The organism is Kitasatospora sp. Xyl93 (genome assembly GCF_055383135.1).
In genome coordinates this window covers 5,198,515-5,221,671 of sequence record NZ_AP029185.1, presented here as the reverse complement: position 1 = coordinate 5,221,671, position 23,157 = coordinate 5,198,515, and the positions used below count along the sequence as shown (strand labels likewise).

19 protein-coding genes are annotated in these 23,157 nt (G+C 73.3%); 11 read left to right on the top strand and 8 right to left on the bottom strand.

The genetic code is table 11. The features are described 5' to 3' along the window. The first annotated feature begins 178 nt into the window (after positions 1–178). Positions 179–778: a TetR/AcrR family transcriptional regulator gene (locus ACZ5GH_RS23320; protein ID WP_387750611.1), complete on the top strand. Its 600-nt coding sequence runs from the start codon at positions 179–181 to the stop codon at positions 776–778. Positions 779–892: 114 nt separating this feature from the next. Here ACZ5GH_RS23320 and ACZ5GH_RS23315 read toward each other — a convergent pair whose 3' ends face one another. The 3 genes from ACZ5GH_RS23315 to ACZ5GH_RS23305 all read right to left on the bottom strand — a co-directional run bounded on the left by ACZ5GH_RS23315 (position 893) and on the right by ACZ5GH_RS23305 (position 3,789). Further along, positions 893–2,578, bottom strand: coding sequence for an acyl-CoA mutase large subunit family protein (locus tag ACZ5GH_RS23315; RefSeq protein ID WP_401110901.1), 1,686 nt, complete (start codon positions 2,576–2,578; stop codon positions 893–895). 256 nt (positions 2,579–2,834) lie between these two features. Continuing rightward, positions 2,835–3,176 carry a DUF3817 domain-containing protein gene (locus ACZ5GH_RS23310; RefSeq protein ID WP_387750389.1) on the bottom strand — a complete coding sequence of 114 codons (342 nt, stop codon included), beginning with the start codon at positions 3,174–3,176 and terminating at the stop codon, positions 2,835–2,837. A 76-nt stretch (positions 3,177–3,252) separates the two neighbouring features. Continuing rightward, on the bottom strand, positions 3,253–3,789 hold the full coding sequence (locus ACZ5GH_RS23305) for a MarR family winged helix-turn-helix transcriptional regulator (protein ID WP_387750386.1): 537 nt from the start codon (positions 3,787–3,789) through the stop codon (positions 3,253–3,255). Positions 3,790–4,286: 497 nt separating this feature from the next. Between ACZ5GH_RS23305 and ACZ5GH_RS23300 the strand changes: the two genes are divergently transcribed. Together ACZ5GH_RS23300 and ACZ5GH_RS23295 are read left to right on the top strand one after the other, a co-directional pair. Then, entirely contained in the window at positions 4,287–5,918 is a 1,632-nt protein-coding gene (locus ACZ5GH_RS23300) for a M4 family metallopeptidase (RefSeq protein ID WP_387750383.1), read from the top strand. A 422-nt stretch (positions 5,919–6,340) separates the two neighbouring features. Continuing rightward, a complete protein-coding gene (locus ACZ5GH_RS23295) occupies positions 6,341–7,966 on the top strand; it encodes a M4 family metallopeptidase (RefSeq protein WP_464335162.1) in 1,626 nt (541 codons plus the stop codon). A 124-nt stretch (positions 7,967–8,090) separates the two neighbouring features. Here ACZ5GH_RS23295 and ACZ5GH_RS23290 read toward each other — a convergent pair whose 3' ends face one another. Next, a complete protein-coding gene (locus tag ACZ5GH_RS23290; protein WP_387750377.1) occupies positions 8,091–8,402 on the bottom strand; it encodes a DUF3817 domain-containing protein in 312 nt (103 codons plus the stop codon). A 266-nt stretch (positions 8,403–8,668) separates the two neighbouring features. Here ACZ5GH_RS23290 and ACZ5GH_RS23285 point away from each other — a divergent pair, with 266 nt between their 5' ends. The 5 genes from ACZ5GH_RS23285 to ACZ5GH_RS23265 all read left to right on the top strand — a co-directional run bounded on the left by ACZ5GH_RS23285 (position 8,669) and on the right by ACZ5GH_RS23265 (position 12,430). Beyond that, positions 8,669–9,466, top strand: a complete 798-nt coding sequence (locus ACZ5GH_RS23285; RefSeq protein ID WP_464335161.1) for a DUF2127 domain-containing protein — start codon at positions 8,669–8,671, stop codon at positions 9,464–9,466. 80 nt (positions 9,467–9,546) lie between these two features. Further along, complete coding sequence (locus ACZ5GH_RS23280; protein WP_387750372.1) at positions 9,547–10,185, top strand: AIM24 family protein; 639 nt, start codon at positions 9,547–9,549, stop codon at positions 10,183–10,185. Next, a complete protein-coding gene (locus ACZ5GH_RS23275) occupies positions 10,185–10,835 on the top strand; it encodes an AIM24 family protein (RefSeq protein ID WP_387750369.1) in 651 nt (216 codons plus the stop codon). The genes ACZ5GH_RS23280 and ACZ5GH_RS23275 overlap by 1 nt, the downstream gene beginning before the upstream one ends. A gap of 227 nt (positions 10,836–11,062) precedes the next feature. Beyond that, positions 11,063–11,875 carry an AIM24 family protein gene (locus ACZ5GH_RS23270; protein ID WP_387750608.1) on the top strand — a complete coding sequence of 271 codons (813 nt, stop codon included), beginning with the start codon at positions 11,063–11,065 and terminating at the stop codon, positions 11,873–11,875. Positions 11,876–11,914: 39 nt separating this feature from the next. Then, positions 11,915–12,430, top strand: a complete 516-nt coding sequence (locus ACZ5GH_RS23265) for a MarR family winged helix-turn-helix transcriptional regulator (RefSeq protein WP_464335160.1) — start codon at positions 11,915–11,917, stop codon at positions 12,428–12,430. A gap of 94 nt (positions 12,431–12,524) precedes the next feature. Here the strand turns inward: ACZ5GH_RS23265 and meaB are convergent, their stop codons facing one another. Together meaB and ACZ5GH_RS23255 are read right to left on the bottom strand one after the other, a co-directional pair. After that, on the bottom strand, positions 12,525–13,481 hold the full coding sequence (gene meaB / locus ACZ5GH_RS23260; protein WP_387750364.1) for a methylmalonyl Co-A mutase-associated GTPase MeaB: 957 nt from the start codon (positions 13,479–13,481) through the stop codon (positions 12,525–12,527). A gap of 87 nt (positions 13,482–13,568) precedes the next feature. After that, on the bottom strand, positions 13,569–14,762 hold the full coding sequence (locus ACZ5GH_RS23255; RefSeq protein WP_387750361.1) for an acetyl-CoA C-acetyltransferase: 1,194 nt from the start codon (positions 14,760–14,762) through the stop codon (positions 13,569–13,571). Between the two features lie 243 nt (positions 14,763–15,005). Here ACZ5GH_RS23255 and mce point away from each other — a divergent pair, with 243 nt between their 5' ends. From mce to ACZ5GH_RS23240, 3 genes are all read left to right on the top strand, one after another. After that, positions 15,006–15,446 carry a methylmalonyl-CoA epimerase gene (gene mce, locus ACZ5GH_RS23250; protein ID WP_401110879.1) on the top strand — a complete coding sequence of 147 codons (441 nt, stop codon included), beginning with the start codon at positions 15,006–15,008 and terminating at the stop codon, positions 15,444–15,446. A 509-nt stretch (positions 15,447–15,955) separates the two neighbouring features. Then, complete coding sequence (locus ACZ5GH_RS23245) at positions 15,956–20,848, top strand: hypothetical protein (protein ID WP_464335159.1); 4,893 nt, start codon at positions 15,956–15,958, stop codon at positions 20,846–20,848. Positions 20,849–20,965: 117 nt separating this feature from the next. Further along, the gene (locus ACZ5GH_RS23240; protein ID WP_387750353.1) at positions 20,966–21,895 is read left to right on the top strand and encodes a coiled-coil domain-containing protein; all 930 of its coding nucleotides are present in this window, start codon (positions 20,966–20,968) and stop codon (positions 21,893–21,895) included. 114 nt (positions 21,896–22,009) lie between these two features. On the opposite strand, the gene ACZ5GH_RS23235 is transcribed toward ACZ5GH_RS23240, so the two are convergent. Further along, the gene (locus tag ACZ5GH_RS23235) at positions 22,010–22,330 is read right to left on the bottom strand and encodes a hypothetical protein (protein WP_387750350.1); all 321 of its coding nucleotides are present in this window, start codon (positions 22,328–22,330) and stop codon (positions 22,010–22,012) included. Next, a complete protein-coding gene (locus ACZ5GH_RS23230; protein ID WP_464335158.1) occupies positions 22,327–23,124 on the bottom strand; it encodes an alpha/beta fold hydrolase in 798 nt (265 codons plus the stop codon). Before ACZ5GH_RS23230 ends, ACZ5GH_RS23235 begins: the two co-directional genes overlap by 4 nt. Positions 23,125–23,157 lie beyond the last annotated feature (33 nt).

The window sequence follows — 23,157 nt, the reverse complement described above, 5'->3', positions numbered from 1 at the left end:
GGGGGAACAGTCGCTACCGTTACCAGCCCCACCCAAGTTACTTACCGGTAAAGCGCAAGGAGGCCCGGTGCCGGCCGCCCAGCCCCCAGCGAGCCCGGACAGCCCGGAGAGCCCGGACCAGGCCTGTTCCGACCAGGCCCCGACGGCCCGGGTCCCGGCGGCCGCGGAGCCCGCAGGGATCATCCGGGCCAAGGGCCGCCCGCGCAGCGCCGCCGCCGACCGCGCCATCCTCGACGCCACCCGCGAGGCGCTGGCCGAACTCGGCTGGGGCGGCCTGACCATGGGCCACGTGGCGAGCCGCGCCGGGGTCGCCAAGACCACCCTCTACCGCCGCTGGCCGTCCAAGAACGAGCTCGTGGTGGACGCCGTCGCCAGCCTCTTCGACGAGCTGGAGATGCCCGACCTCGGCAGCCTGCGGGCCGACATCGAGGCCGTGGTGACCCAGTTCGCCGACCTGCTGGCCCGCCCGGAGACCCAGGCCGCGCTGCTCGCGCTGTTCGCCGAGGGCACCCGGGACCGGCAGCTGCGGCGCCGGATCCGGGAGTCCATCGTGGACCCGCAGAAGCGGCTGGTCCGCCAGGGCCGGGCGGCCGCCCAGGCGCGCGGCGAGCTCGACGCGGACACCGACGCCGCGGCGGCCCGCGAGGAGGTCGACATCATCTTCGACACCATCGCGGGCACCGTCGAGCACCGCGTCCTGGTCAGCGGCGAGCCGATCACCGCCGAGTGGACCCGCCGCTTCACCGACCTGCTGCTCGGCCCGCTCATCGCCGGCTGACCCGCCCGGGCACGGCGGAGCCGCCCGTACGGATTCCCGTACGGGCGGCCTGCGCGGGTCGACGGGTCTGCGGGCCAGCGGACCGGCGGACCGGCGGACCGGCGCGTCAGCGGATCAGAACGCCGCGTTCTCCCGGTACGTCCCCCACTCCTCCCGCAGCGCGTTGCAGATCTCGCCCAGCGTCGCCTCGGCGCGCACCGCGTCCAGCATCGGCGGGATCATCGACTCGCCCGAGCGCGCCGCCGCCAGCATGGCGTCCAGCCCGGCCCGGACGGCCGCCTCGTCACGGGCCGCCTTGCGCTCCTTGAGCACCCGGACCTGCTCGCGCTCGACCTCGTGGCTGACCCGCAGGATCTCCAGCTCCGGGGTGACGCTGCGCGGGTGGCAGTTGACGCCGACCACGCGCTTCTCGCCCTTCTCCACGCCCTGCTGGTACTGGAAGGCCGCCTCGGCGATCTCCCCGGTGAACCAGCCCTCCTCGATGCCGCGCAGGATGCCGGAGGTGATCGGGCCGATCTCGTGGTCCTCGCGGCCCTTGTCCAGGATCCGCTGGAAGATCGCCTCGGCCTGCTGCTCGATCCGGTCGGTCAGCGCCTCGACGTACCAGGAACCGCCCAGCGGGTCGGCCACGTTGGCGACGCCGGTCTCCTCCATCAGCACCTGCTGGGTGCGCAGGGCGATCTCGGCGGCCTGCTCGGAGGGCAGCGCCAGGGTCTCGTCCAGGGCGTTGGTGTGCAGCGAGTTGGTGCCGCCGAGCACCGCGGCCAGCGCCTCGACGGCGGTGCGGACCACGTTGTTGTACGGCTGCTGCGCGGTCAGCGAGACGCCGGCGGTCTGGGTGTGGAAGCGCAGCCACTGCGCCTTGTCGGTCTTGGCGCCGAAGCGGTCGCGCATCCAGCGGGCCCAGATCCGGCGGGCGGCGCGGAACTTGGCGATCTCCTCGAAGAAGTCCAGGTGCGCGTCGAAGAAGAAGGACAGGCCGGGCGCGAAGACGTCCACGTCCAGGCCGCGGGACAGGCCCAGCTCGACGTAGCCGAAGCCGTCCGCGAGGGTGTACGCCAGCTCCTGCGCGGCCGTCGCACCGGCCTCGCGGATGTGGTAGCCGGAGACCGACAGCGGCTTGTACGCGGGGATGCCCTCGGCGCAGTAGGCCATCAGGTCGCCGATCAGGCGCAGGTGCGGCTCGGGGGCGAAGAGCCACTCCTTCTGCGCGATGTACTCCTTGAAGATGTCCGTCTGGAGGGTGCCGTTGAGCACCGCCGGGTCCACCCCCTGGCGCTCGGCGGCGACCAGGTACATGCAGAAGATCGGCACGGCCGGGCCGCTGATCGTCATCGAGGTGGTGACCTCGCCGAGCGGGATGCCGTCGAACAGCACCTCCATGTCGGCGGCCGAGTCGATGGCCACGCCGCAGTGGCCGACCTCGCCGAGCGACTTGGCGTCGTCCGAGTCGTAGCCCATCAGGGTGGGCATGTCGAAGGCGACCGAGAGGCCGCCGCCGCCCGCGTCCAGGATCATCCGGTAGCGCTCGTTGGTCTGCCGGGCGTTGCCGAAGCCGGCGAACTGCCGGATGGTCCAGGTGCGGCCCCGGTAGCCGGTCGGGTGCAGACCGCGGGTGTACGGGTACTCGCCCGGCCAGCCGATCCGCTCGAAACCCTCGTAGGCCTGCCCGGCGGGCGGGCCGTAGACCGGCTCGACCTCGTCGCCGGAGAGGGTGGTGAAGTCCGCGTCGCGCTTGCGGGCCTTGTCGTATCGCTGCTGCCAGCGCTGCCGGCCGCGCTCGATCTCCTCGGCGTCCATGACCCCGAACTCCGCTCCGTACGGCCGCCACGGCGACGGGGCGGCACAGCTAGTAGGACGTCCTAACAATTTACTCGGACGTCCTACTACTTGTCGATGGCAGCCGGGTCGCAGTCGCCCCCGGCGGGCGGGAAGCGCGGGCGGGAAGCACGGGCAGGAAGCACGGGTGACCACGGCGGACCGCGGCCGCGCGAACGCCGGAGCGCCCCTCCCCCGGTCGGGGAAGGGGCGCTCCGGAAGGCGCGGGAGGCGGGGCTCAGACCCCGGCCGGCTGGCGGGCGCCGGCGCCCGCCGGGAGCTTCTCGGCGGCCTCGCGGGCCACCTTGCGCTCGAAGACGAAGGAGAGGAAGGGGATGCAGCCCGCCGCCAGGGTGAGCACCAGCCGGCCCATCGGCCACTTCAGCTTCTGCCCGAGCATGAAGGTCACCACGAAGTACCCGATGTAGAGGTAGCCGTGCAGCATCGCGACGTACGTGGTCACGCCCTCGGCGGTCTCGAAGCCGTACTTCGCGACCATGAAGCCGCAGAACACCAGCAGTGCCAGACCGGTCGCAATGGCCAGGCCCCGGTACCAGCCCAGCAGGGGGGTCGCCTTCATGATCTTCCTCGCGTCGCTCGGCAGTATCGGCCGGTACGCCCGGATCCGCGCACCGCTCACACGAGGGTAGCCGCCTTCACCTCCTCCGCTTCGCAGCCCCCTCGGCCTGCTCGGCGAAGTCCCCCGCGGCGATCCGCAGCGGCCTGAGCAGATCGAACACCTGGCGGCACTGCTCGGCGTCGTACTCCTCCAGCCCGAAGTCCATCGCCATCAGCTCGCGGGTCGCCTCCTCGACCACCTCGCGGCCGCGGTCGGTGATCGTGGCCAGCACGCCGCGGCCGTCGAGCGGGTTGGGGCGGCGGGCGACCAGGCCGGCCCGCTGCAGGCGGTCGACGGTGTTGGTGACGCTGGTGGGGTGGACCATGAGCCGCTCGCCGACCTTGGAGAGCGAGAGCTCGCCGGTCCGGCTGAAGGTCAGCAGCACCAGCGCCTCGTAGCGGGCGAAGGTCAGCCCGTACGGCTTGAGCACCGCGTCCACCCGGGACAGCAGGATCTGGTGGGCGCGCATGATCGAGGTGATCGCCGCCATCGAGGGGACCCCGCCCCAACGGCGGGTCCACAGCTCGTCGGCGCGGGCGATCGGGTCGAAGTCGAGAGCGAGGGGCTTGGCCACCTCCTTACCGTACCGGCGCAGGGGGTTCGCGGTACCAGGCGTCCCTGATGGTGGACAAGCGCAGCACGTGGCGAGAACCCGCCAACCGGACGGCCAGGTCCATACCAGGACATTGCGGCGGTGTGAACGCGCGGCAACGGGCTCCGGTCGCGGCGGGGTTGACCCCGGATCGGCCCCGCGCCGCGCCACCAGGCTTCGGTTCGGACGGTAACCCGCTGCAAGGACGAGCGATACGTCCCTTTTATCCGCTCGTTCATATTCCTTCACCTTGGCGGAACTTGGCCAATTCATGAGCAAGACCTGTCATTTGATGTGCTCGATTGTCATGCTTTCGGCCAACCCCGTTCGACAGCCACCACCCCCACCCACCGGTGGCGAAGCCGCTTCGACCGCACGGGGCCTGCACGTCAGCGCACGTTCCGCCCCTCAGGTGCCGCCCCGGCCCCCGGAACGCCGCGCGACCGCGCCTGCTCGCGGTTTCCCGGAAGGACTCGTTCGTGAAGCGAAAGCTCGCCGCAGTCGCCGTACTCTCCGCCACCGCCCTGCTCACCGGTGTCGTCCAGGTGAGCACCGCGGCCGTCGCGGACCCCGCCCCGCACTCCCGGGCCGCGCAGCAGCGCGCCGACCTGATCGCCCTGGCCAACGGCCAGGCCGGCAAGGTGGCGCACGCCCTGGCCCTGAGCGGCCAGGAGCAGCTGGTGGCCAAGGACGCCGTGGTGGACGCCGACGGCACCCGCCACCTCCGCTACGAGCGCACCTTCGCCGGCCTCCCGGTCCTGGGCGGTGACCTGGTGGTGCACCAGAGCGCCGACGGCTCGACCACCTCCGTGGACAAGGCCACCGGCGCCACCATCGCCCTGCCGAGCCTCACCCCGCAGATCCCCGCCGACAAGGCCGCCGCCCAGGCGACCGGCGCCGTGCAGTCCACCGTCGGCATCGCCGTCGACGAGGACGAGTCGCCGCTGACCGAGGTCCACCAGACCGGCGCCGCCAAGCTGGTGGTCTGGGCCGCCGACGGCTCGCCGCGCCTGGCGTACCAGACCACGGTCGAGGGCCTGCGCGCCGACGGCACCCCGAGCAGCCAGCTGCTGGTCACCGACGCCGCGACCGGCCAGGTGCTCTCCACCCACGAGCAGGTCCGGACCGCGGCCGGCTCCGGCAACGGCGTCTTCGTCGGCAACGTCTCCCTGACCACCACCCAGGTGTCCGGCGGCTACTCGCTGAAGGACGCCTCCCGCGGCGGCCAGTCCACCAGCGACATGAAGAACCGCACCTCCGGCTCGGGCACGCTCTACACCGACGCGGACAACGCCTGGGGCGACGGCACCGTCGCCAACGGCCAGTCGGCCGCCGTGGACGCCCAGTTCGGCGCGTCGGCCACCTGGGACTTCTACAAGAACACCTTCGGCCGCAACGGCATCCGCAACGACGGCGTCGGCGCCGCCAGCCGGGTCCACTACGGCAAGAACTACGTCAACGCCTTCTGGTCCGACCAGTGCTTCTGCATGTCGTACGGCGACGGCGCCAGCAACACCCACCCGCTGACCGAGCTGGACGTGGCCGGCCACGAGATGACCCACGGCGTCACCGCGGCCACCGCCAACCTGAACTACTCGGGCGAGTCCGGCGGCCTCAACGAGGCCACCTCGGACATCTTCGGCACCATGGTCGAGTTCTACGCCAACCTCTCCACGGACAAGCCGGACTACCTCATCGGCGAGGAGATCGACCTCAACGGCAACGGCACCCCGCTGCGCTACATGGACAAGCCGTCCAAGGACGGCCGTTCGGCCGACTACTGGTCGTCCTCGGTCGGCAGCCTGGACGTCCACTACTCCTCGGGCGTGGCCAACCACTTCTTCTACCTGCTCGCCGAGGGCAGCGGCGCCAAGACCATCAACGGCGTCAGCTACAACAGCCCGACCTACAACAACTCGACGCTCACGGGCATCGGCCGGGACAAGGCCGCGCAGATCTGGTACAAGGCGCTGACCGTCTACATGACCTCGACCACCAACTACGCGGGCGCCCGCACCGCCACCCTCAAGGCGGCGACGGACCTGTACGGCGCGAGCAGCGCCGAGTACAGCGCGGTCGCCGCGACCTGGGCCGCCGTCAACGTCAACTGACGCACCGCACCGGCGCACCGGACGCCCGGGTCCTCCCCAGGGAGGGCCCGGGCGTCCGGCCGTTCCCCGCCGGGCCGTCCGCCGTCCCGGGCGGCTGTCAAGGCCGTCCGGCTGGCGGAGTCCCGCCAGGGGGGACGAACCGCCGGAAACCGGGCAACGGGCGGCAGCCGAACCATCCGTACCGGCGCTGGCGGTTCCTGGCCAATCCGGGAGGCGCCCTGTCCATCCCTGCCGACAATTGTCATGCTTCTGACCAAGTCCCGTCCGATCCTCCGCCGCCCCACCCACATCCGGCGGAGTGTCAGAAGCCGCACGGGACCGGCACGTCCGCGCCCTACCGCCCCCAAGGCGCCAACCCCGGCGCCCCGGTACGCGGCGCACCCGCATCGCACCCGCGGGTCTCGTGGAAGGAACCCCCGCACGTGAAGCGAAAGCTGACTGTCGGAGCCGTACTCTCCGCCACCGCCCTGCTGGCCGGCGTCATCCAGATCGCCGCCGTCCCCGCCCAGGCCGCCGCCCCCTCGCCGGCGCAGCAGCAGTCCGCGCTGCTCGCGCTGGCCGCCGGGCAGAGCGCCCCGGTCGCCCAGGCCCTCGCCCTCGGCGGCCAGGAGAAGCTGGTTCCCAAGGACGTGGTGGTGGACCGGGACGGCACCCGCCACCTGCGGTACGACCGGACCTACGCGGGCCTGCCGGTGATCGGCGGCGACCTGGTCGTCCACCAGAAGGCCGACGGCTCGGTGAAGTCCGTCGACCGGGCCTTCGCCGGGCAGCTGGCGGTGACCAGCCTGACCCCGGGCCTCGCCGCGCCCCAGGCCGCCGAGGCGGCCACCGCCGCGGTGCGCGCGACCGTCGGCGTCGCCGCCGACCGGGACGAGGCGGCACTCAGCCGGGTCGACGGCGCCGGCGCGCCCGAGCTGGTCGTCTGGGCCGCCGACGGCACCCCGCGGCTCGCCCACCGCACCGTGGTCGAGGGCCAGCGCGCGGACGGCACCCCGAGCCGCCAGGAGGTGATCACCGACGCCGCCACCGGCGCGCTGCTCGCCAGCGACGAGAAGGTGCAGACCGCCACCGGCACCGGCAAGGGCGTCAACGTCGGCACCGTCACGCTGACCACCACCCAGAGCGGCAGCTCCTACCAGCTGAAGGACGCCTCCCGGGGCAACCAGTCCACCACCGACCTCAAGGGCGGCACCTCGGGCAGCGGCACGCTGTTCAGCAACACCACCAACTCCTGGGGCAACGGCCTGCCCTCCAACCGCGAGTCCGCCGCCGTGGACGCCCAGTTCGGCGCGGCGGCCACCTGGGACTACTACAAGAACACCTTCGGCCGCAACGGCATCAAGAACAACGGGGTCGGCGCCGCCAGCCGGGTGCACTACAGCACCAACTACGTCAACGCGTTCTGGGACGACTCCTGCTTCTGCATGACGTACGGCGACGGCTCCAGCAACACCCACCCGCTGACCGCCATCGACGTCTCCGGCCACGAGATGAGCCACGGCGTCACCTCGGCCACCGCCGGCCTGATCTACTCCGGCGAGTCCGGCGGCCTCAACGAGGCCACCTCGGACATCTTCGGCACCATGGTCGAGTGGTCCGCCAACCTGTCCGTCGACCCGGGTGACTACCTGATCGGCGAGAAGCTCAACATCAACGGCAACGGCACCCCGCTGCGCTACATGGACAAGCCCTCCAAGGACGGCGCGTCGGCCGACAACTGGTCCTCCACGGTCGGCAACAAGGACGTCCACTACTCCTCGGGCGTCGCCAACCACTTCTTCTACCTGCTCTCCGAGGGCAGCGGCGCCAAGGTCATCAACGGGGTCAGCTACAACAGCCCGACCTCCAACGGCTCGACGGTGACCGGGATCGGCCGCACCAAGGCGGCCGCGATCTGGTACCGCGCGCTGACCGTCTACATGACCTCCACCACCAACTACAAGGCCGCCCGCGCGGCGACCCTGAAGGCGGCCACCGACCTGTACGGCGCGACCAGCACCGAGTACAAGACGGTCGCGGCGGCCTGGAGCGCGGTGAACGTCAACTAGCGGCCGACCGCGCCACCCCGGCGGGAGACGAGCCACCCCCGGTAAGAAACGGCGACAGGCTGCCGCGGCCCTTTGGGAGAGGAGGCCGTGGCAGCCTGTCGACCGTCCACGATGGAGCCGGGGCTCAGGCGGTGGCGGGCTTCGGCTCGCCCCGCTCCTCGCGGCCGAGCATCCGCTCGGCGAAGAAGCCGCCGGTGGGCAGCACCGCCAGCACGAACATCAGGACGCCGCGCTTGGCGTCCCACTTCTGCGCCTGCCAGGCCTGGATCCAGAAGACCACGTACAGGATGAACAGGACGCCGTGGACCATGCCCATCACCGGGACGGCGTCGAACGAGGTGGTCCGCTTCAGTACCGAGCAGATCAGCAGCAGGATGAAGGAGACCCCTTCGGGGCCGGAGACCAGGCGCAGGCGGTGGACGGCGCTGCTGTTCACGATGGATACCTCGATACGGGGGTCGGCGGCGCGGACGCGCTTGTGAAGCGACTCACAAGCCTTCCGGCCCATTATCACCGAGCACATGTGCGGCACCCCGGCCGGGGGTGGCCTCCGTGCCGCATCTCATAGGGCCGGGCCGCCCTGTCACAGCCGTGTTCCGGAACGCCGCCGAGCGCGGCCGCCGACCGCCGGGAACCCCTATCCTGCTGCCCGCGCGCCCACCGATCCGGGCGCCGACGCATCGCACACGGGGGTAGCCGCAGATGTTCGAGCTCGACTGGGACCGCAGGACCTGCGCCAGGCGCGGTCACATCACCTACGCGCCGACGGAGCCCGAGCTGGCCTCCCGGCTGCACGCCACGACCGCCCTCGGCGACGCCTGGCGCTGCCTGCGCTGCGGCGACTTCGCGCTGGGCGACCCGCACGGCTCCGGCCCGGCCGGGGACGCGCCGCTGGTGCCGCGCGGCAAGGCGCTGCGGGACCTGTTCATCCTGCGCTTCCTGGCCGTCGAGCGGGTGCTGCGCGGACTGCTGATCATCGTGGTCGCCTGGGCCGTGTGGAAGTTCTCCAACAGCCAGGACGCGGTGCACCGGGTGTTCGACGAGAACCTCACGGTCTTCAAGCCGGTCACCGACCACTTCCACTGGGACCTCGAACACGCCCCGATCGTCGAGACGATCCGCAAGACCTTCGAGTTCAGGAAGAGCACCCTGCTGATCGTCGCGGGCGCGTTGATCGCCTACGCGGTGGTCGAGATCGTCGAGGCGGTCGGCCTCTGGCTGAACAAGCGCTGGGCCGAGTACCTGACGGTGGTCGCCACCGCGGCCTTCCTGCCGCTGGAGGGCTACGAGCTGAGCCACCACGTCAGCGCGCTGAAGGTCTGCACCCTGGTGCTGAACATCGCGGCGGTGCTCTGGATCATGCTCTCCAAGCGCCTGTTCGGGCTGCGCGGCGGCGTGGCGGCCTTCGAGGCGGAGCGCCACTCGGCCTCGCTGCTGGAGGTCGAGCAGGCGGCCGGCACCGTTCCGCACTCCGGACGGGGGGCGCGCGCCGGAGTCTGACCGGCGCGTTTGTCGCAGCCCGGTACCAGTTGTCCCGCGCACTCTCCCCGGGTCGCGCCCGCAGCGGCTAGATTGCGGCCGTGGCTCAGTTCAGACTCCAGGGATCCCGCGTGCTCGCAGTCGAGCTGGGCGGGGACGCCGTCAAGGCGCGAAACGGTTCGATGGTCGCCTACACCGGGCAGATGGCCTTCAAGAAGCTGACCGGCGGCGGGGACGGCCTGCGGGGCATGGTGACCCGCAGGCTGACCGGCGAGAAGATGACGGTCATGGAGGTGAAGGGACAGGGCACCTGCTACTTCGCCGACAAGGCCACCGAGATCAATCTGGTCCGGCTGAACGGCGAGACGCTGTACGTCGAGGCGGACAACCTGCTCTGCACCGAGGGCACCCTGCACACCGGCACCAGCTTCACCGGGCTCAACGGCATGTCCTCCGGCAACGGCCTGTTCACCACCAAGGTGGAGGGCCACGGCTGGGCGGCCGTCACCTCCAACGGCCCCGCCGTCATCCTGCGGGTCGACAAGAGCATGCCGCTGCGCGTCGACCCGGGGGCGTACGTGGCGCACACCGGCACCCTGCAGCGCAGCCTGAAGTCGGGCGCCGGCTGGACCACCGTCATCGGCGAGGGCGGCGGCGAGGCCGTCCAGATCGAGTTCACCGGCGAGGGCCTGGTGTACGTCCAGCCCTCCGAGAAGGTCACCGTCGGGGGCGACGTCTGATGGGCTTCACGAAGATCAACGGCAAGATGGTCGAGGCCCAGGTGGTGCCCGGGCAGCGGCTGTTCAGCCAGCGCGGCGCGATGCTCGCGTACAGCGGCGACGTCCGCTTCACGCCGAACATCACCGGCGGGCAGGGCGGCGTGATGTCGATGATCGGCCGCCGGGTGGCCAACGAGGACACCCCGCTGATGACCGTCGAGGGCCAGGGCCGGGTGATGTTCGGCCACGGCGGCCACCACGTCCACGTGATCGACCTGTTCGGCGACACCCTGTACGTCGAGGCGGACCGGCTGCTCGCCTTCGAGGGCACGCTGCGGCAGTCCACCATGTTCATGGGCTCGCAGGGCGGCGTGATGGGCATGGTCCGCGGCCAGGTCACCGGGCAGGGCCTGTTCACCACCAAGCTGGAGGGCCAGGGCGCGGTCGCGGTGATGGCCCACGGCGGCGTCTTCGAGCTGCCGATCGTCCCCGGCCAGTCGGTGCACGTCGACCCGCAGGCGTACGTGGCGCACCGCGGCGACGTCCGCAACAAGCTGTCCACCGCGCTGGGGTGGCGCGACATGATCGGCCGCGGCTCGGGCGAGGCGTTCCAGCTGGAACTGTCCGGGCAGGGTGCGGTGTACGTCCAGGCGAGCGAGGAGAAGCTCTGATGTCCTACCCGCCGCAGCCCCCGTACGGCTCGCCGCACAACCAGCCGACCCAGCCCGGCTTCGCGGTCCCGCCGCCCCCGCCGAACTACGGCGCGCCGCAGGGCTACCCGCCGCCGCCCGGCGGCCACCCCCAGCAGGGCTACCCGCCGCCCCCGCCGGCCCAGCAGCCCCAGCAGCAGCCGTACGGCCAGCAACAGCCTTACGCCCAGGAGCAGTTCGGCGGACCGGTGGCCCCGCTGCCGACCGGCCGGGGCGACGCCGGCCCGGTGGTGTGGGACGCCCACAGCCTGCCGGCCGGGGACAACGTCAACCCGTACGCCTTCTCGGTCGACCTGAACGGCTCGTACTTCCTCCAGAAGGGCAAGATGGTCGCCTACTACGGCGACATCTCCTTCCGGGGCGTCGGGGCCGGGGCGATCGACCGGATGCTCGGGCAGCACTTCAACTCGCCGATGCACGCGGCGGACTGGGTGATCGCCGAGGGCCGCGGCAAGCTGCTGCTGGCCGACCGGGCGTTCGACCTCAACTCGTACGACCTGGACGAGGGCAACCTGACCGTCCGCTCCGGCAACCTGCTGGCCTTCGACCCGACGCTGCGGCTCAAGCAGTCGATCATCCCGGGCTTCCTGACCCTGATCGGCACCGGCCGCTTCGTGGCCGCCTCCAACGGCCCGGTGCACTTCGTCGAGCCGCCGATCCGGGTGGACCCGCAGGCGCTGGTCGGCTGGGCGGACTGCCCGGCGCCGTGCCACCACTACGACCACGACTACATGCACGGGCTGATCGGCGGCCTGCGGCGGCTGACCGGCTTCGGCGGCGCCTCCGGCGAGGAGCACCAGTTCGAGTTCATCGGCGCCGGCCAGGTGCTGCTGCAATCGAGTGAAAAGCTGATGGCGGAGCAGCCGGTCGGACAGGTCGGCGCCGAGGCGGGAGTGCCGGTCGGCGGGGTGCCGATCCAGCCGGGCGGGCACGGCGGCGGGAATCCGAACCTGCCGGGCCTCGGTAACCTGGGCGACCTCGGCCGACGTTTCGGTCTGTAAACTTGTACAAGATTGAACTATATCGGCTATGCTGGGCCCATGGATACGCACACGATCGACACTGCGGACGACCCGCCGTCGCAGCCCGGGGAGGAGACCCCCTGGCTGACCGCCAGGGAGCAGCGGATGTGGCGCGCCCATCTGGAGGTGTCCAAGCTGCTGGAGTACCAGCTCAGCCGTGAACTCCAGCCGCACAACCTGGCGATCAACGACTACGAGATCCTGGTCGTGCTCTCCGAGGCCGCGGACCGCCGGATGCGCATGACCGACCTCGCGACCGCCACCCTCCAGTCGAAGAGCCGCCTCTCCCACCAGATCACCCGGATGGAGAACGCCGGCCTCGTCCTGCGCCAGGAGTGCCCCGGCGACCGCCGCGGCCTCTACGCCCACCTCACCGAGCACGGCTGGGAGACCATGCAGCAGGTCGCCCCGGACCACGTGCGCAGCGTCCGGGCCCACTTCATCGACCGCTTCACCCCGGAGCAGCTCGACGACATGTACGAGGCCCTCGCCCCCGTCGCCGAGCACCTCCGCGGCCTCCGCGGCAAGCCGTAGGCCCTGCCGCACCGAAGGGCCGGTCCCCCGGGACCGGCCCTTCGTCGTTCCCGCCGCGCGGTGAGCCGGCCCGGCCGGCTCACCGCGCGCGGGCTCAGCTCGCGGTCAGGCCGGCAACCAGTTCGTCGGCCGCGCCGTACGGGTCGAGGGCGCCGTCGGCCACGCGCTCGGCCAGGGCGGCCAGGTGCCGGTCCCCGCGCAGGTCGCCGATCCGGGCGCGCAGTTCGGCCAGCGCGATCGCCACGATCTCCTCGGCGGCCCGGCGGCGGCGGCGCGCGGCGAGCTCGCCGTGCTCCTCCAGCCAGGCGCGGTGCTTCTCCAGCGCCTCGACCACCTCGTCCACGCCCTCGCCGCGGGCCGCGACGGTCTTGACGATCGGCGGGCGCCAGTCCCCCGGCTCCCGGGCCTCGCCGAGGCCCAGCATGTGGTTGAGCTCCCGCGCGGTGGCGTCGGCACCGTCCCGGTCGGCCTTGTTGACCACGAAGAGGTCGCCGATCTCCAGGATCCCGGCCTTGGCGGCCTGGATGCCGTCGCCCATCCCGGGGGCCAGCAGCACCACGGTGGTGTCCGCCTGGGCGGCGACCTCGACCTCGGACTGGCCGACCCCGACGGTCTCGACCAGGATCACCTCGCAGCCGGCCGCGTCCAGCACCCGCAGCGCCTGCGGCGCCGCCCAGGAGAGCCCGCCGAGGTGGCCGCGGGTGGCCATCGAGCGGATGAACACCTCGGGGTCGGTGGCGTGGTCCTGCATCCGGACCCGGTCGCCCAGCAGCGCCCCACCGGAGAACGGCGAGGACGGGTCGACGGCCAGCACCCCGACCCGCTTGCCGAGCCGCCGGTAGGCGGAGACCAGCGCCGAGGTGGAGGTGGACTTGCCCACCCCGGGCGAGCCGGTCAGGCCCACCGTGTACGCCCGCCCGGTGTACGGCGCGAGCGCGGCCATCGCCTCCCGCAGCTGCGGCGCGGCGTTCTCGACCAGCGTGATCAGCCGGGCGACCGCCCGCGGCCGGCCCTCCCGGGCCTGCTCGACCAGCGTGGCGACATCGATCATCAGGAGCTCCTAGCGCAGACGCAGATGCCGAAAGGGGCTACGGACCGCAGCAACGCGGTCCGTAGCCCTGGAGGTCGGATCGGCCGGTCAGGCCTTCGGGACGCGCACGATCAGCGCGTCGCCCTGGCCGCCGCCGCCGCACAGCGCGGCCGCGCCGACGCCGCCGCCGCGGCGCTGCAGCTCCAGCGCCAGGGTCAGCACCACGCGGGCGCCGGACATCCCGATCGGGTGGCCGAGCGCGATGGCGCCGCCGTTGACGTTGACGATGTCGGAGGAGACGCCCAGATCCTTCATGGACTGGTGGGCGACCGCCGCGAAGGCCTCGTTGATCTCGATCAGGTCGAGGTCGGCGACCTCCAGGCCCTCCTTGGCCAGCGCGTGCTTGATCGCGTTGGACGGCTGCGACTGCAGCGAGTTGTCCGGGCCGGCCACGTTGCCGTGCGCGCCGATCTCGGCGATCCAGGTCAGGCCCAGCTCCTCGGCCTTGGCCTTGCTCATCACGACCACGGCGGCGGCGCCGTCGGAGATCTGCGAGGAGGTGCCGGCGGTGATCGTGCCGTCCTTGGTGAAGGCCGGGCGCAGCTTGGCGAGGCCCTCGACGGTGGTGTCCGCGCGGATGCCCTCGTCCTGGCTGAACAGCACCGGCTCGCCCTTGCGCTGCGGGATGGCGACCGGGACGATCTCGGCGTCGAAGACCCCGTCGGCCTGCGCCTTGGCGGCCCGCTGGTGGGAGGCGGCGGCGATCTCGTCCTGCACCTCGCGCGGGATGCCCAGGCGGGTGTTGTGCTTCTCGGTGGACTCGCCCATCGGGATGTTCTCGTAGGCGTCGGTGAGGCCGTCGTGGGCCATCGCGTCGAGCATCCCGATCGCGCCGTACTTGAAGCCCTCGCGGGACTTCGGCAGCAGGTGCGGGGCGTTGGTCATCGACTCCTGGCCGCCGGCCACCACGATGTCGAACTCGCCGGCCCGGATCAGCTGGTCGGCCAGCGCGATGGCGTCGAGACCGGAGAGGCACACCTTGTTGACGGTCAGCGCCGGGACGTTCATCGGGATGCCGGCCTTGACGGCGGCCTGGCGGGCCGGGATCTGGCCGGCGCCGGCCTGGAGCACCTGGCCCATGATCACGTACTGGACCTGCTCGCCGGTGATCCCGGCCCGCTCCAGGGCCGCCTTGATCGCGACGGCGCCGAGCTCGGCACCGGAGAAGCCCTTGAGGGAACCCAGCAGGCGGCCCATCGGGGTCCGCGCACCGGCAACGATCACAGAGGTGGTGTTGGTCATGGGACGGGCCCCTTCGCACGTCGTGGCCAGGTGAGGATGCGCTCAATGTACTGACCTGTTACCCGCCCGTCACCGGAGCGACGGTGTGATCGAGCGCACTGGCACCGTCCAGTCAACACCGTGCCGACCCGTTCCGGGTGAACCGCCCGCCGTGTGAGCAGGCTCGCACGTCCGGCACTGGCGTCCGTCGCGGGGCATGCGCTGCACTGGGTGCACCCTTCCCCCCATCACCCGGAGGCCGTCGTGCTGACCCGAATCGACCACATCGGCATCGCCTGCCGAGACCTCGACAAGACGGTCGAGTTCTACCGCGCCACCTACGGCTTCGAGGTCTTCCACTCCGAGGTCAACGAGGAGCAGGGCGTCCGCGAGGCCATGCTCCGGATCAACGGCACCGACGACGGCGGCGCCTCCTACCTCCAGCTGCTGGAGCCCACCCGGCCCGACTCCACGGTGGCCAAGTGGCTGGAGAAGAACGGCGAGGGCGTGCACCACATCGCCTTCGGCACCGCGGACGTGGACGGCGACGCCGCCGCCATCCGGGACAAGGGCGTCCGGGTCCTCTACGACGAGCCGCGGATCGGCTCGATGGGTTCGCGGATCACCTTCCTGCACCCCAAGGACTGCGGCGGCGTGCTGACCGAGCTGGTCACCTCCGCGCGGCAGGGCCACGACGAGCACTGATCCCCGTCCGGACCGCCCCGGGGCGCCGCGCGCCCCGGCGGCAGCCGACGCCCCGTCGGTCATGACCCGTCAGTAACCTGGTGGGAAGAGCCGGAAAACACCCCTGCGGCCATTCCCCCGCAGTGCGCTCCCACTACAATGCCCAGGTGCGCGAAGGCTCCGGGGGACGGAGGCGACGGGCACGGCCGAAGACAGGCCCGTCCGCCCTCCGGTGGTCGGCCCGTCGCAAGGGGAGTCCACAACGCGGGCACGGCTGAACAGTCGCAAGACGGATCTGTCACCATTCTCCACAAGGCAAGAGTTCGCCCAGGAGTCCACCCGGACGGGGGAACGCGGCACCCCCGCGCTCCCGCGCCCCGGACTCCGACGACCGCGGCGGGCGGCCCCGACACCACGGGGAGCCGTCCACCAGCCGTGGATGCAAGGACCAGTCGGACCGGCACCCGGGTATCGGGAGCCCGGCACCGGTCGGGTCGAGGACGCGACCAGGAGATGGATGGGACCGCGGAGTGCGGGGCAACGACCGCTACGAGGCTGACGATCACCTCTCCCAGTTCGAGGCCGAGATGGGTCGGACTCGGAAGGAGCGGGACAAGGCAGTCGAGCATGCCGAGGACCTCGCCTACCAGGTGGAGGTGCTGCGGGCCAAGCTGCACGAGTCCCGCCGCATGCTCGCCCAGCCGCGCGCCTTCGACGCCGTCTCCGGCCAGGCCGAGCAGATGCTCCGCACCGCCGAGATGCAGGCCCAGCAGCTGCGCGCCGACGCCGAGCGCCAGCTGCGCGACTCCCAGGCCGCCACCCAGCGGATCATGGCCGAGGCCGCCGAGCGCACCGCCCGGTTGGAGGCCGACCTCGCCGCCCGCCGCCGCCAGCTGGAGGACGAGCTCGCCGAGCTGCGCCGCTCCGCCGAGCAGCACGTCAACGGCTGGGCCGAGCAGACCAGGGTCGGCTCCGAGCAGGAGGCCAAGCGGCTGCTCCAGGAGGCCCGCGCCGAGGCCGAGCGGATGGTCGCCGCCGCCCGCGCGGAGGCCGTCGCCCTCTCCGACCAGGCCCGCGCCCAGACCGCCGCCGACGTGGACGCCGCCCGCGGCGAGGCCCACGCCGCCGCCGAGGCCGCCCTGCAGCGGGCCCAGAGCGACGCCGAGCGGCTGCTGCGCGCCGCCTCCGAGCAGGCCCAGCAGGCCGGCGCCCAGGCCGCCGCCGACGTGGACGCCGCCCGCGGCGAGGCCCAGCAGCAGCTGGCCGCCGCGCACGCCGCCGCCGAGGGACAGCTGGCCGCCGCCCAGGCCGAGATCGGCCGGCTCAAGACCCAGGCCGCCGCCGAGCAGGCCCGCGCCGAGCAGCAGCTCGCCGCGGCCAAGGCCGAGATAGAGCGGCTGCGCGCCGAGGCGATCGCCGAGGCGGAGCGCACCCGCCGCGAGGCCGCCGAGCTGCGCGCCCAGGCCGAGCGGGCCGCCGAGCAGCTCCAGGCCGACGCCGAGGCCGCCGCCGAGCGCAAGGTCGCCGACGGCGAGGCCGCCAACGAGCAGCGCTCGCAGACCGCCCGGGCCGAGGTCGCCCGGATGGTCGCCCAGGCCACCAAGGAGGCCTCGGCGATCCGTGCCGAGGCCGAGGCCGTCCGCGCGGAGGCCTCCACCAAGCAGGCCGAGGCCGACGCCGCCAAGGCCGCCGCGGCCGAGGAGAGCGAGCGGCTGCGGGCCACCGCCGAGTCGGTGGCCGCCGAGCTGAAGGCCGAGGCCGAGGCGGCGATCGCCGAACTGCGCGCCCTGGCCGAACGGGACGTCGCCGAACTGCGCGCGCGGGCCCAGGCCGACGCCGAGCGGCTGCGCGGCGAGGCCGAGGAGGCGGGCCGGGCGGCCGGCGCCAAGGACGCCACCGTCCACCTCGCCAAGGCCGCCAAGACCGCCGAGGAGGTGCTCGGCCGGGCCAACCAGGACGCCGAGACCGCGCGCGGCGAGGCCGCCGCCGAGGCCGAGCGGATCCGCGCCGAGGCCGCCGCCGAGGCGCAGCGGCTGCGCGAGCAGGCCCAGGCCGCCGTGGAGCAGGCCCAGAACGCCGCCCTGGACGACGCCGCCGCGATCCGCGAGCGGATCGAGCGGATGCAGGACGAGGCGGCCCGGCTGCGCGCCGAGGCCGAGGAGCTGCGCGCCCAGGCCGCCGCCGAGGCCGACCGGGTGCGCGGCGAGGCCCGCCGCCAGGCCGTGGTCCAGATCGAGGAGTCGGCGAAGAACGCCGAGGAGCTGCTCACCAAGGCCAAGGCCGACGCGGACGAGCTGCGCGCGGGTGCCGCCGGGGAGATCGAGCGGCTGCGCGCGCAGGCCCAGGAGCAGGCCGCCGAGACCCAGGGCCGGGCCGAGCAGACCCTGGCCCGGGCCCGCGCCGAGGCCGGGAAGATCACCGAGGCCGCCGAGCAGCAGGGCCAGGACGCGCTCGCCGCCGCCAAGGCCGCGGCCGCCGAGAACCGCGCCGCCGCCGAGCGCGAAACCGCCGAACTCCGGCGCGAAGCCACCGAGTTCGACCAGCGGGTGCGCGCCGAGGCGACCGCCGCCGCGGAGGCCCTGACCACCGAGGCGCAGGCCGAGGCGAACGCCGTCCGGGATGCCGCGGTGGCCGACGCCGAGCGGGTGCGCACCGAGGCCGACACCGAGGCCGCCCGGACCCGGGCCGAGGCCGAGGCGGCCGCCGACGCGCTGCGCGAGGAGAGCCGGCGCGAGCGCGAGGAGGCCGCCGACGGGCTGCGCCGCGAGCGCGAGGAGACCGCCGAGCACCTGGACGCCGCCGAGGCCGCCCGCGAGCAGGCCGAGCGGGCCGCCGCGGAGACCCTCGCGGAGGCCGAGCAGGCCGCCGGGGAGCTGCGGGCCCTCGCCCAGCGCGAGACCACCCAGCAGCGCGAGGCCGCCGAGGCCTACGCCGACCGCGTCCGCACCGAGGCCGAACAGCACGCCACCGACCTCACCGAACGCACTGCGGCGGAGACCGCCGAGGTCCGCCAGGCCGCCGACGCCTACAGCGCCGAGGTCCGCGAGCAGGCCGACGCCTACAACGTCCAGGTCCGCGAGGCCGTCGACGCCTACGCCGCCGAGCAGCGCACCACCGCCGACACCTACGCCGCGGAGACCCGGGCGGAGGCCGAGCAGGCCGCCGAGGAGCTGCGGGCCCTCGCCCAGCGCGAGACCACCCAGCAGCGCGAGGCCGCCGAGGCCTACGCCGACCGCGTCCGCGCCGAGGCCGAACAGCAGGCCACCGACCTCACCGAACGCACCGCGGCGGAGACCGCCGAGGTCCGCGAGGCGGCCGACCGGCACAGCGCCGAGGTCCGCGAGCAGGCCGACGCCTACAACGCCGAGGTCCGCGAGCAGGCCGACGCCTACGCCGCCGAACAGCGCACCGCCGCCGACGAGGTGCTGGAGCGCGCCGAGGCGACCGCCGAGCAGCGCCGCGCCGAGGCCGCCAAGGACGCCAAGGCCACCCGCGAGAAGGCCGCCGCCGAACTGGCCCTGGCCAACGAGCAGGCCGGGACCGTCCGGGCCGAGGCCGGCCGCGAGCTGTCCGAGGCCCGCGCCACCGCCGACGGCATCCGCGCCGAGGCCGCCGCCGAGCTGGAGCAGGCCAAGGCCGACCGCGCCGAGCTGATCGCCGCCGCCAAGGCCGAGGGCGCCGAGCTGGTGGCGGCCGCCGAGGAGGAGGCCGCCGAGGTCCGCCAGTCGGTGGCCGGCATGCACGAGGCCGCCGCCGAGCAGATCGCCGCGCTCAGGGCCGCCGCCGAGCAGGAGGCCGCCGAGGTCCGCGAGGCCGCCGAGAAGGACGCCACCGAGCTGCGCGTCCTCGCCGAGCGCGAGACCACCGAGCAGCGCGAGGCCGCCGACGCGTACGTCGCCGAGCTGCGCGCCCTGGTCGAGCGCGAGACCACCGAGCAGCGCGAGCTCGTCGACCGCGAGACCGCCGACCTGCGCGCCCGCACCGAGGCCGAGACCACCGCCCTGCGCGAGCAGACCGAGCTGGAGCTGGCCGCCGAGCGGGAGGCCGTCGAGAACGAGCTCGGCCGCCGCCGCGCCGAGGCCCGGGCCTACGACGAGCAGCTGCGCGCGGACGCCGAGGCCGAGCTGCGCGCCGCCCAGGAGGCCGCCGAGCAGCTGCGCGCCGACGCCGAGGCGCAGGCCGCCCGTACGGTCGCCGAGGCCGAGGCGCAGGGCGCCCGCAGCATCGCCGACGCCGAGGAGCTGGCGGCCGGTCTGCGCGCCGAGGCCGAGGAGTACGCCCTCGCCACCCGCACCCTGGCCGACGAGTACGACTCCGCCACCCACGCGCGCGCCGACGCCTACGACGCGCAGACCCGGGAGGCCGCCGAGCAGTTCGACAAGGCCACCCGCGAACAGGCCAAGTCCGTCCTGGAGAAGGCCTTCGCGGACGCCGAGGCGCTCGGCGAGGACGCCCAGACCACCGCGCTGGCGACCACCGCCGCCGCGGAGGAGCAGGCGGACGCGATGGTCGCCGCCGCCCGCAAGGAGGCCGACCGGCTGGTCGCCGCCGGCGAGGCGGCCGGTCAGGCCGAGGTCGAGAAGGGCCGCTCCGACGCGGACGCCCTGCTCGCCGAGGCCCGCCGGGACGCCACCGCGATCCGCGAGCGCGCCGAGGAGCTGCGCGAGCGCACCGACGCCGAGGTCGAGGCCCTGCACGAGCGCGCCCGCAAGGAGAACGCGGCGGCCATGAAGTCGGCCGGCGAGCGGGTGGACGCGCTGGTGACGGCCGCCCAGGAGCAGCTGACCGAGGCCGAGGAGCAGGCGGTGGCCACCGTCGCCGAGGCCGAGGACCGCGCGGCGGCCCTGGTCGCCGCGGCCGAGGACCGCGCTGCCGAGCTGACGTCGGAGGCCTCCGCGGAGGCGAGCAAGGTCCGGATCTCCGCCGTCCGCAAGGCCGAGGGCCTGCTGAAGGAGGCGGAGACCAAGCTCGCCGACTCCACCAGCCGCGCCGAGGCGCTCATCGTCAAGGCCGAGGCCAAGCTGCGGTCGTCCGAGGCCGAGGCCGAGGAGCGGCTGGACCGGGCCGCCGCCGAGGCGGAGAAGCGGCTGCGGGACGCCGACGAGGCCGCGGACGAGCAGGTCGAGCTGGCGAAGGCGGAGGCCGAGCGGCTGCTCGCCGAGGCGAAGGCCGAGGCGAAGCGGGTCACTGACGAGGGCCGGCGCGAGCTGGACGAACTGGTGCGCCGCCGCAAGGACATCAACACCGAGATCTCCAGGGTCCAGGACGTGCTGTCCGCCCTGGAGGCGTTCGAGGCACCGTCACCGGTCGCCCAGGCCAACGGGGGAAGCAACACCAAGAAGGACGGGGGTGCCAAGGCCGGTGCCGGAGTTGGCTCCCCCCGGTCGGGTGGCAATCGCTCCAAGAGCTCACCACCCGATTGAGCGGACATTGGCGGTCATTGTCCGTGAGAGAACGGCGTACAGCCGTCGACACTCCGGTACCGTGTCAGGATTCCCTCAACCACCTCAGCGGTTTGACGACAGGAAGCCCAGAACCCCATGAGCGACAGTCACTCCCCTCACGGCTTCGACCTGGTGCGCCGTGGGTACGAGCGCGCCCAGGTCGACGAGCGGATCACCAAGCTGGTGGCCGACCGTGACAGTGCCCTGACCCGGATCAGCGCGCTGGAGAAGCGCATCGAGGAACTCCACCTGGAGACCCAGACCGCTCAGGCGGCGGTCGTCGAGGCCGAGCCCTCCTACGCCGGTCTCGGCGCCCGGGTCGAGAAGATCCTGCGGCTCGCCGAGGAGGAGGCCAAGGACCTGCGCGACGAGGCGCACCGCGCCGCCGAGCAGCACCGCGAGCTCGCCGAGGCCGCCGCCCAGCAGGTCCGCACCGAGGCCGAGAACTACGCCAAGGACCGCAAGGCCAAGGCGGAGGACGAGGGGCTGCGGATCGTCGACAAGGCCAAGAGCGACGCCGCCCAGCTGCGCGCCGAGGCCAACAAGGACGCCCAGAACAAGCGCGAGGAGGCGGACGCCCTCTTCGAGGACACCCGCACCAAGGCCGCCCAGGCCGCGCTGGAGTTCGAGACCAACCTGGCCAAGCGCCGCGAGCAGTCCGAGCGCGACCTGGCCGCCCGTCAGGCCAAGGCCGAGAAGCGCCTGGCCGAGATCGAGCACCGGGCCGAGCAGCTGCGCCTGGAGGCGGAGAAGCTGCGCACCGACGCCGAGCGCCGCGCCCGTCAGACCGTCGAGACGGCCCAGCGCCAGTCCGAGGACATCGTGGCCGACGCCAACGCCAAGGCCGACCGCATCCGCAGCGAGTCCGAGCGCGAGCTGGCGGCGCTCACCAACCGCCGCGACAGCATCAACGCCCAGCTGACCAACGTCCGCGAGATGCTGGCGACGCTGACCGGCGCGGCCGTGGCCGCCGCCTCGCTGCCGAACGACGACACCATGGGCGTGCCCGCCCAGCAGTCGCGCTGACGCCGGCAGGACCGCGCGGCAGCACCACAGGCCCTCACCCGTCCGGGTGAGGGCCTGTCGGCTTTCGCCCCGTCATCACCTCGGGCACTTCTGGGGCCCGCCGTGGACGGAGTCCTACCGCGGGTAGGCGCCGTCCGGCCGCTGGTGCCCGCTGCTGAGCTGGTTGCCCTCGTCGTCCGAGACGGTGCCGAACCAGGAGGTGCACCAGACCGACACCGAGTCCGGCCAGTACTGCACCTCGAAGGGGTGCCCGGGCCCGTAGTCGCCGTACGAGGTGACGATGAAGGTCTCCCCCGGGCGCATCCAGTAGTCCTCGCCGAGGGGTTCGAGGGTCAGTTCGAGCAGCCCCTCGCCCCGGTTGGTGAGGGGCATCCGGCCGGTCACCTCCAGCGCCGAGAAGTCCCAGGCCGCCGCGTCCTGGCTCTCCTGGCTCATCCGGCGGCCACCCGGGCGAGCAGGGTGCGCACGACGGCGTCGAAGGCCTCGGGCGCCTCCAGGGCGCTCAGGTGGCCCACCCCGGGCAGCACGGTCAGCTCGGCGTCCGGGCGGGCCCGCAGCATCGTCGCGGCCTCCTCCGGCGCCACCAGGGCGTCCTGGGCGCCGGCGACGACCGCGACCGGCACCCGCAGCCCGGCCAGCACGTCCAGCGAGTCCGGGCGGGCCGCCATGGCCCGCTGGGCCCAGGCGACGGCGGCCGGCGGCGCGGCGGCGACCATCGCCTGCACCCGCTCCACCAGGTGCTGCGAGTCCGGTCCGAGCTGCCCGGCCGCGACCTGCTCGTCCAGCAGCAGCCGCACGCTGCCCCGCGCGGTGACGGCGGCGGCGATCCGCTCCCGGTTGGCCCGTGCCGCGTCGGTGTCGGCGGTGGCCCGGGTGTTGGCCAGCAGCAGGCCGGACAGCCGGTCGGGATGGCGGCGGGCGAGGGCCAGCGCCACGTAGCCGCCCATGGAGAGCCCGCCGACCACCGCGCGCTCGATCCCGGCCGCGTCCAGCAGCAGCGCGAGATCGTCCGCGACCCGGTCCAGCGAGGGTTCGTCGTCGCCCAGCGCGGTGCCGCCGAACCCCCGCTGGTCCGGGGCGAGCACCCGCGCTTCATCCCCGGTCAGGCCGGGCAGCGCGTCCAGTTGGGACGACCACATCGAGGCGTTCAACGGAAAGGCGTGCAGCAGCAGGAGTGGTGTTCCGGTACCGCTCTCGCGGACCGACACTGCGGAGGGGAGCTCGCTCATGCACCCACCTCGCTTCGCTCGGCAGGGGCGTTC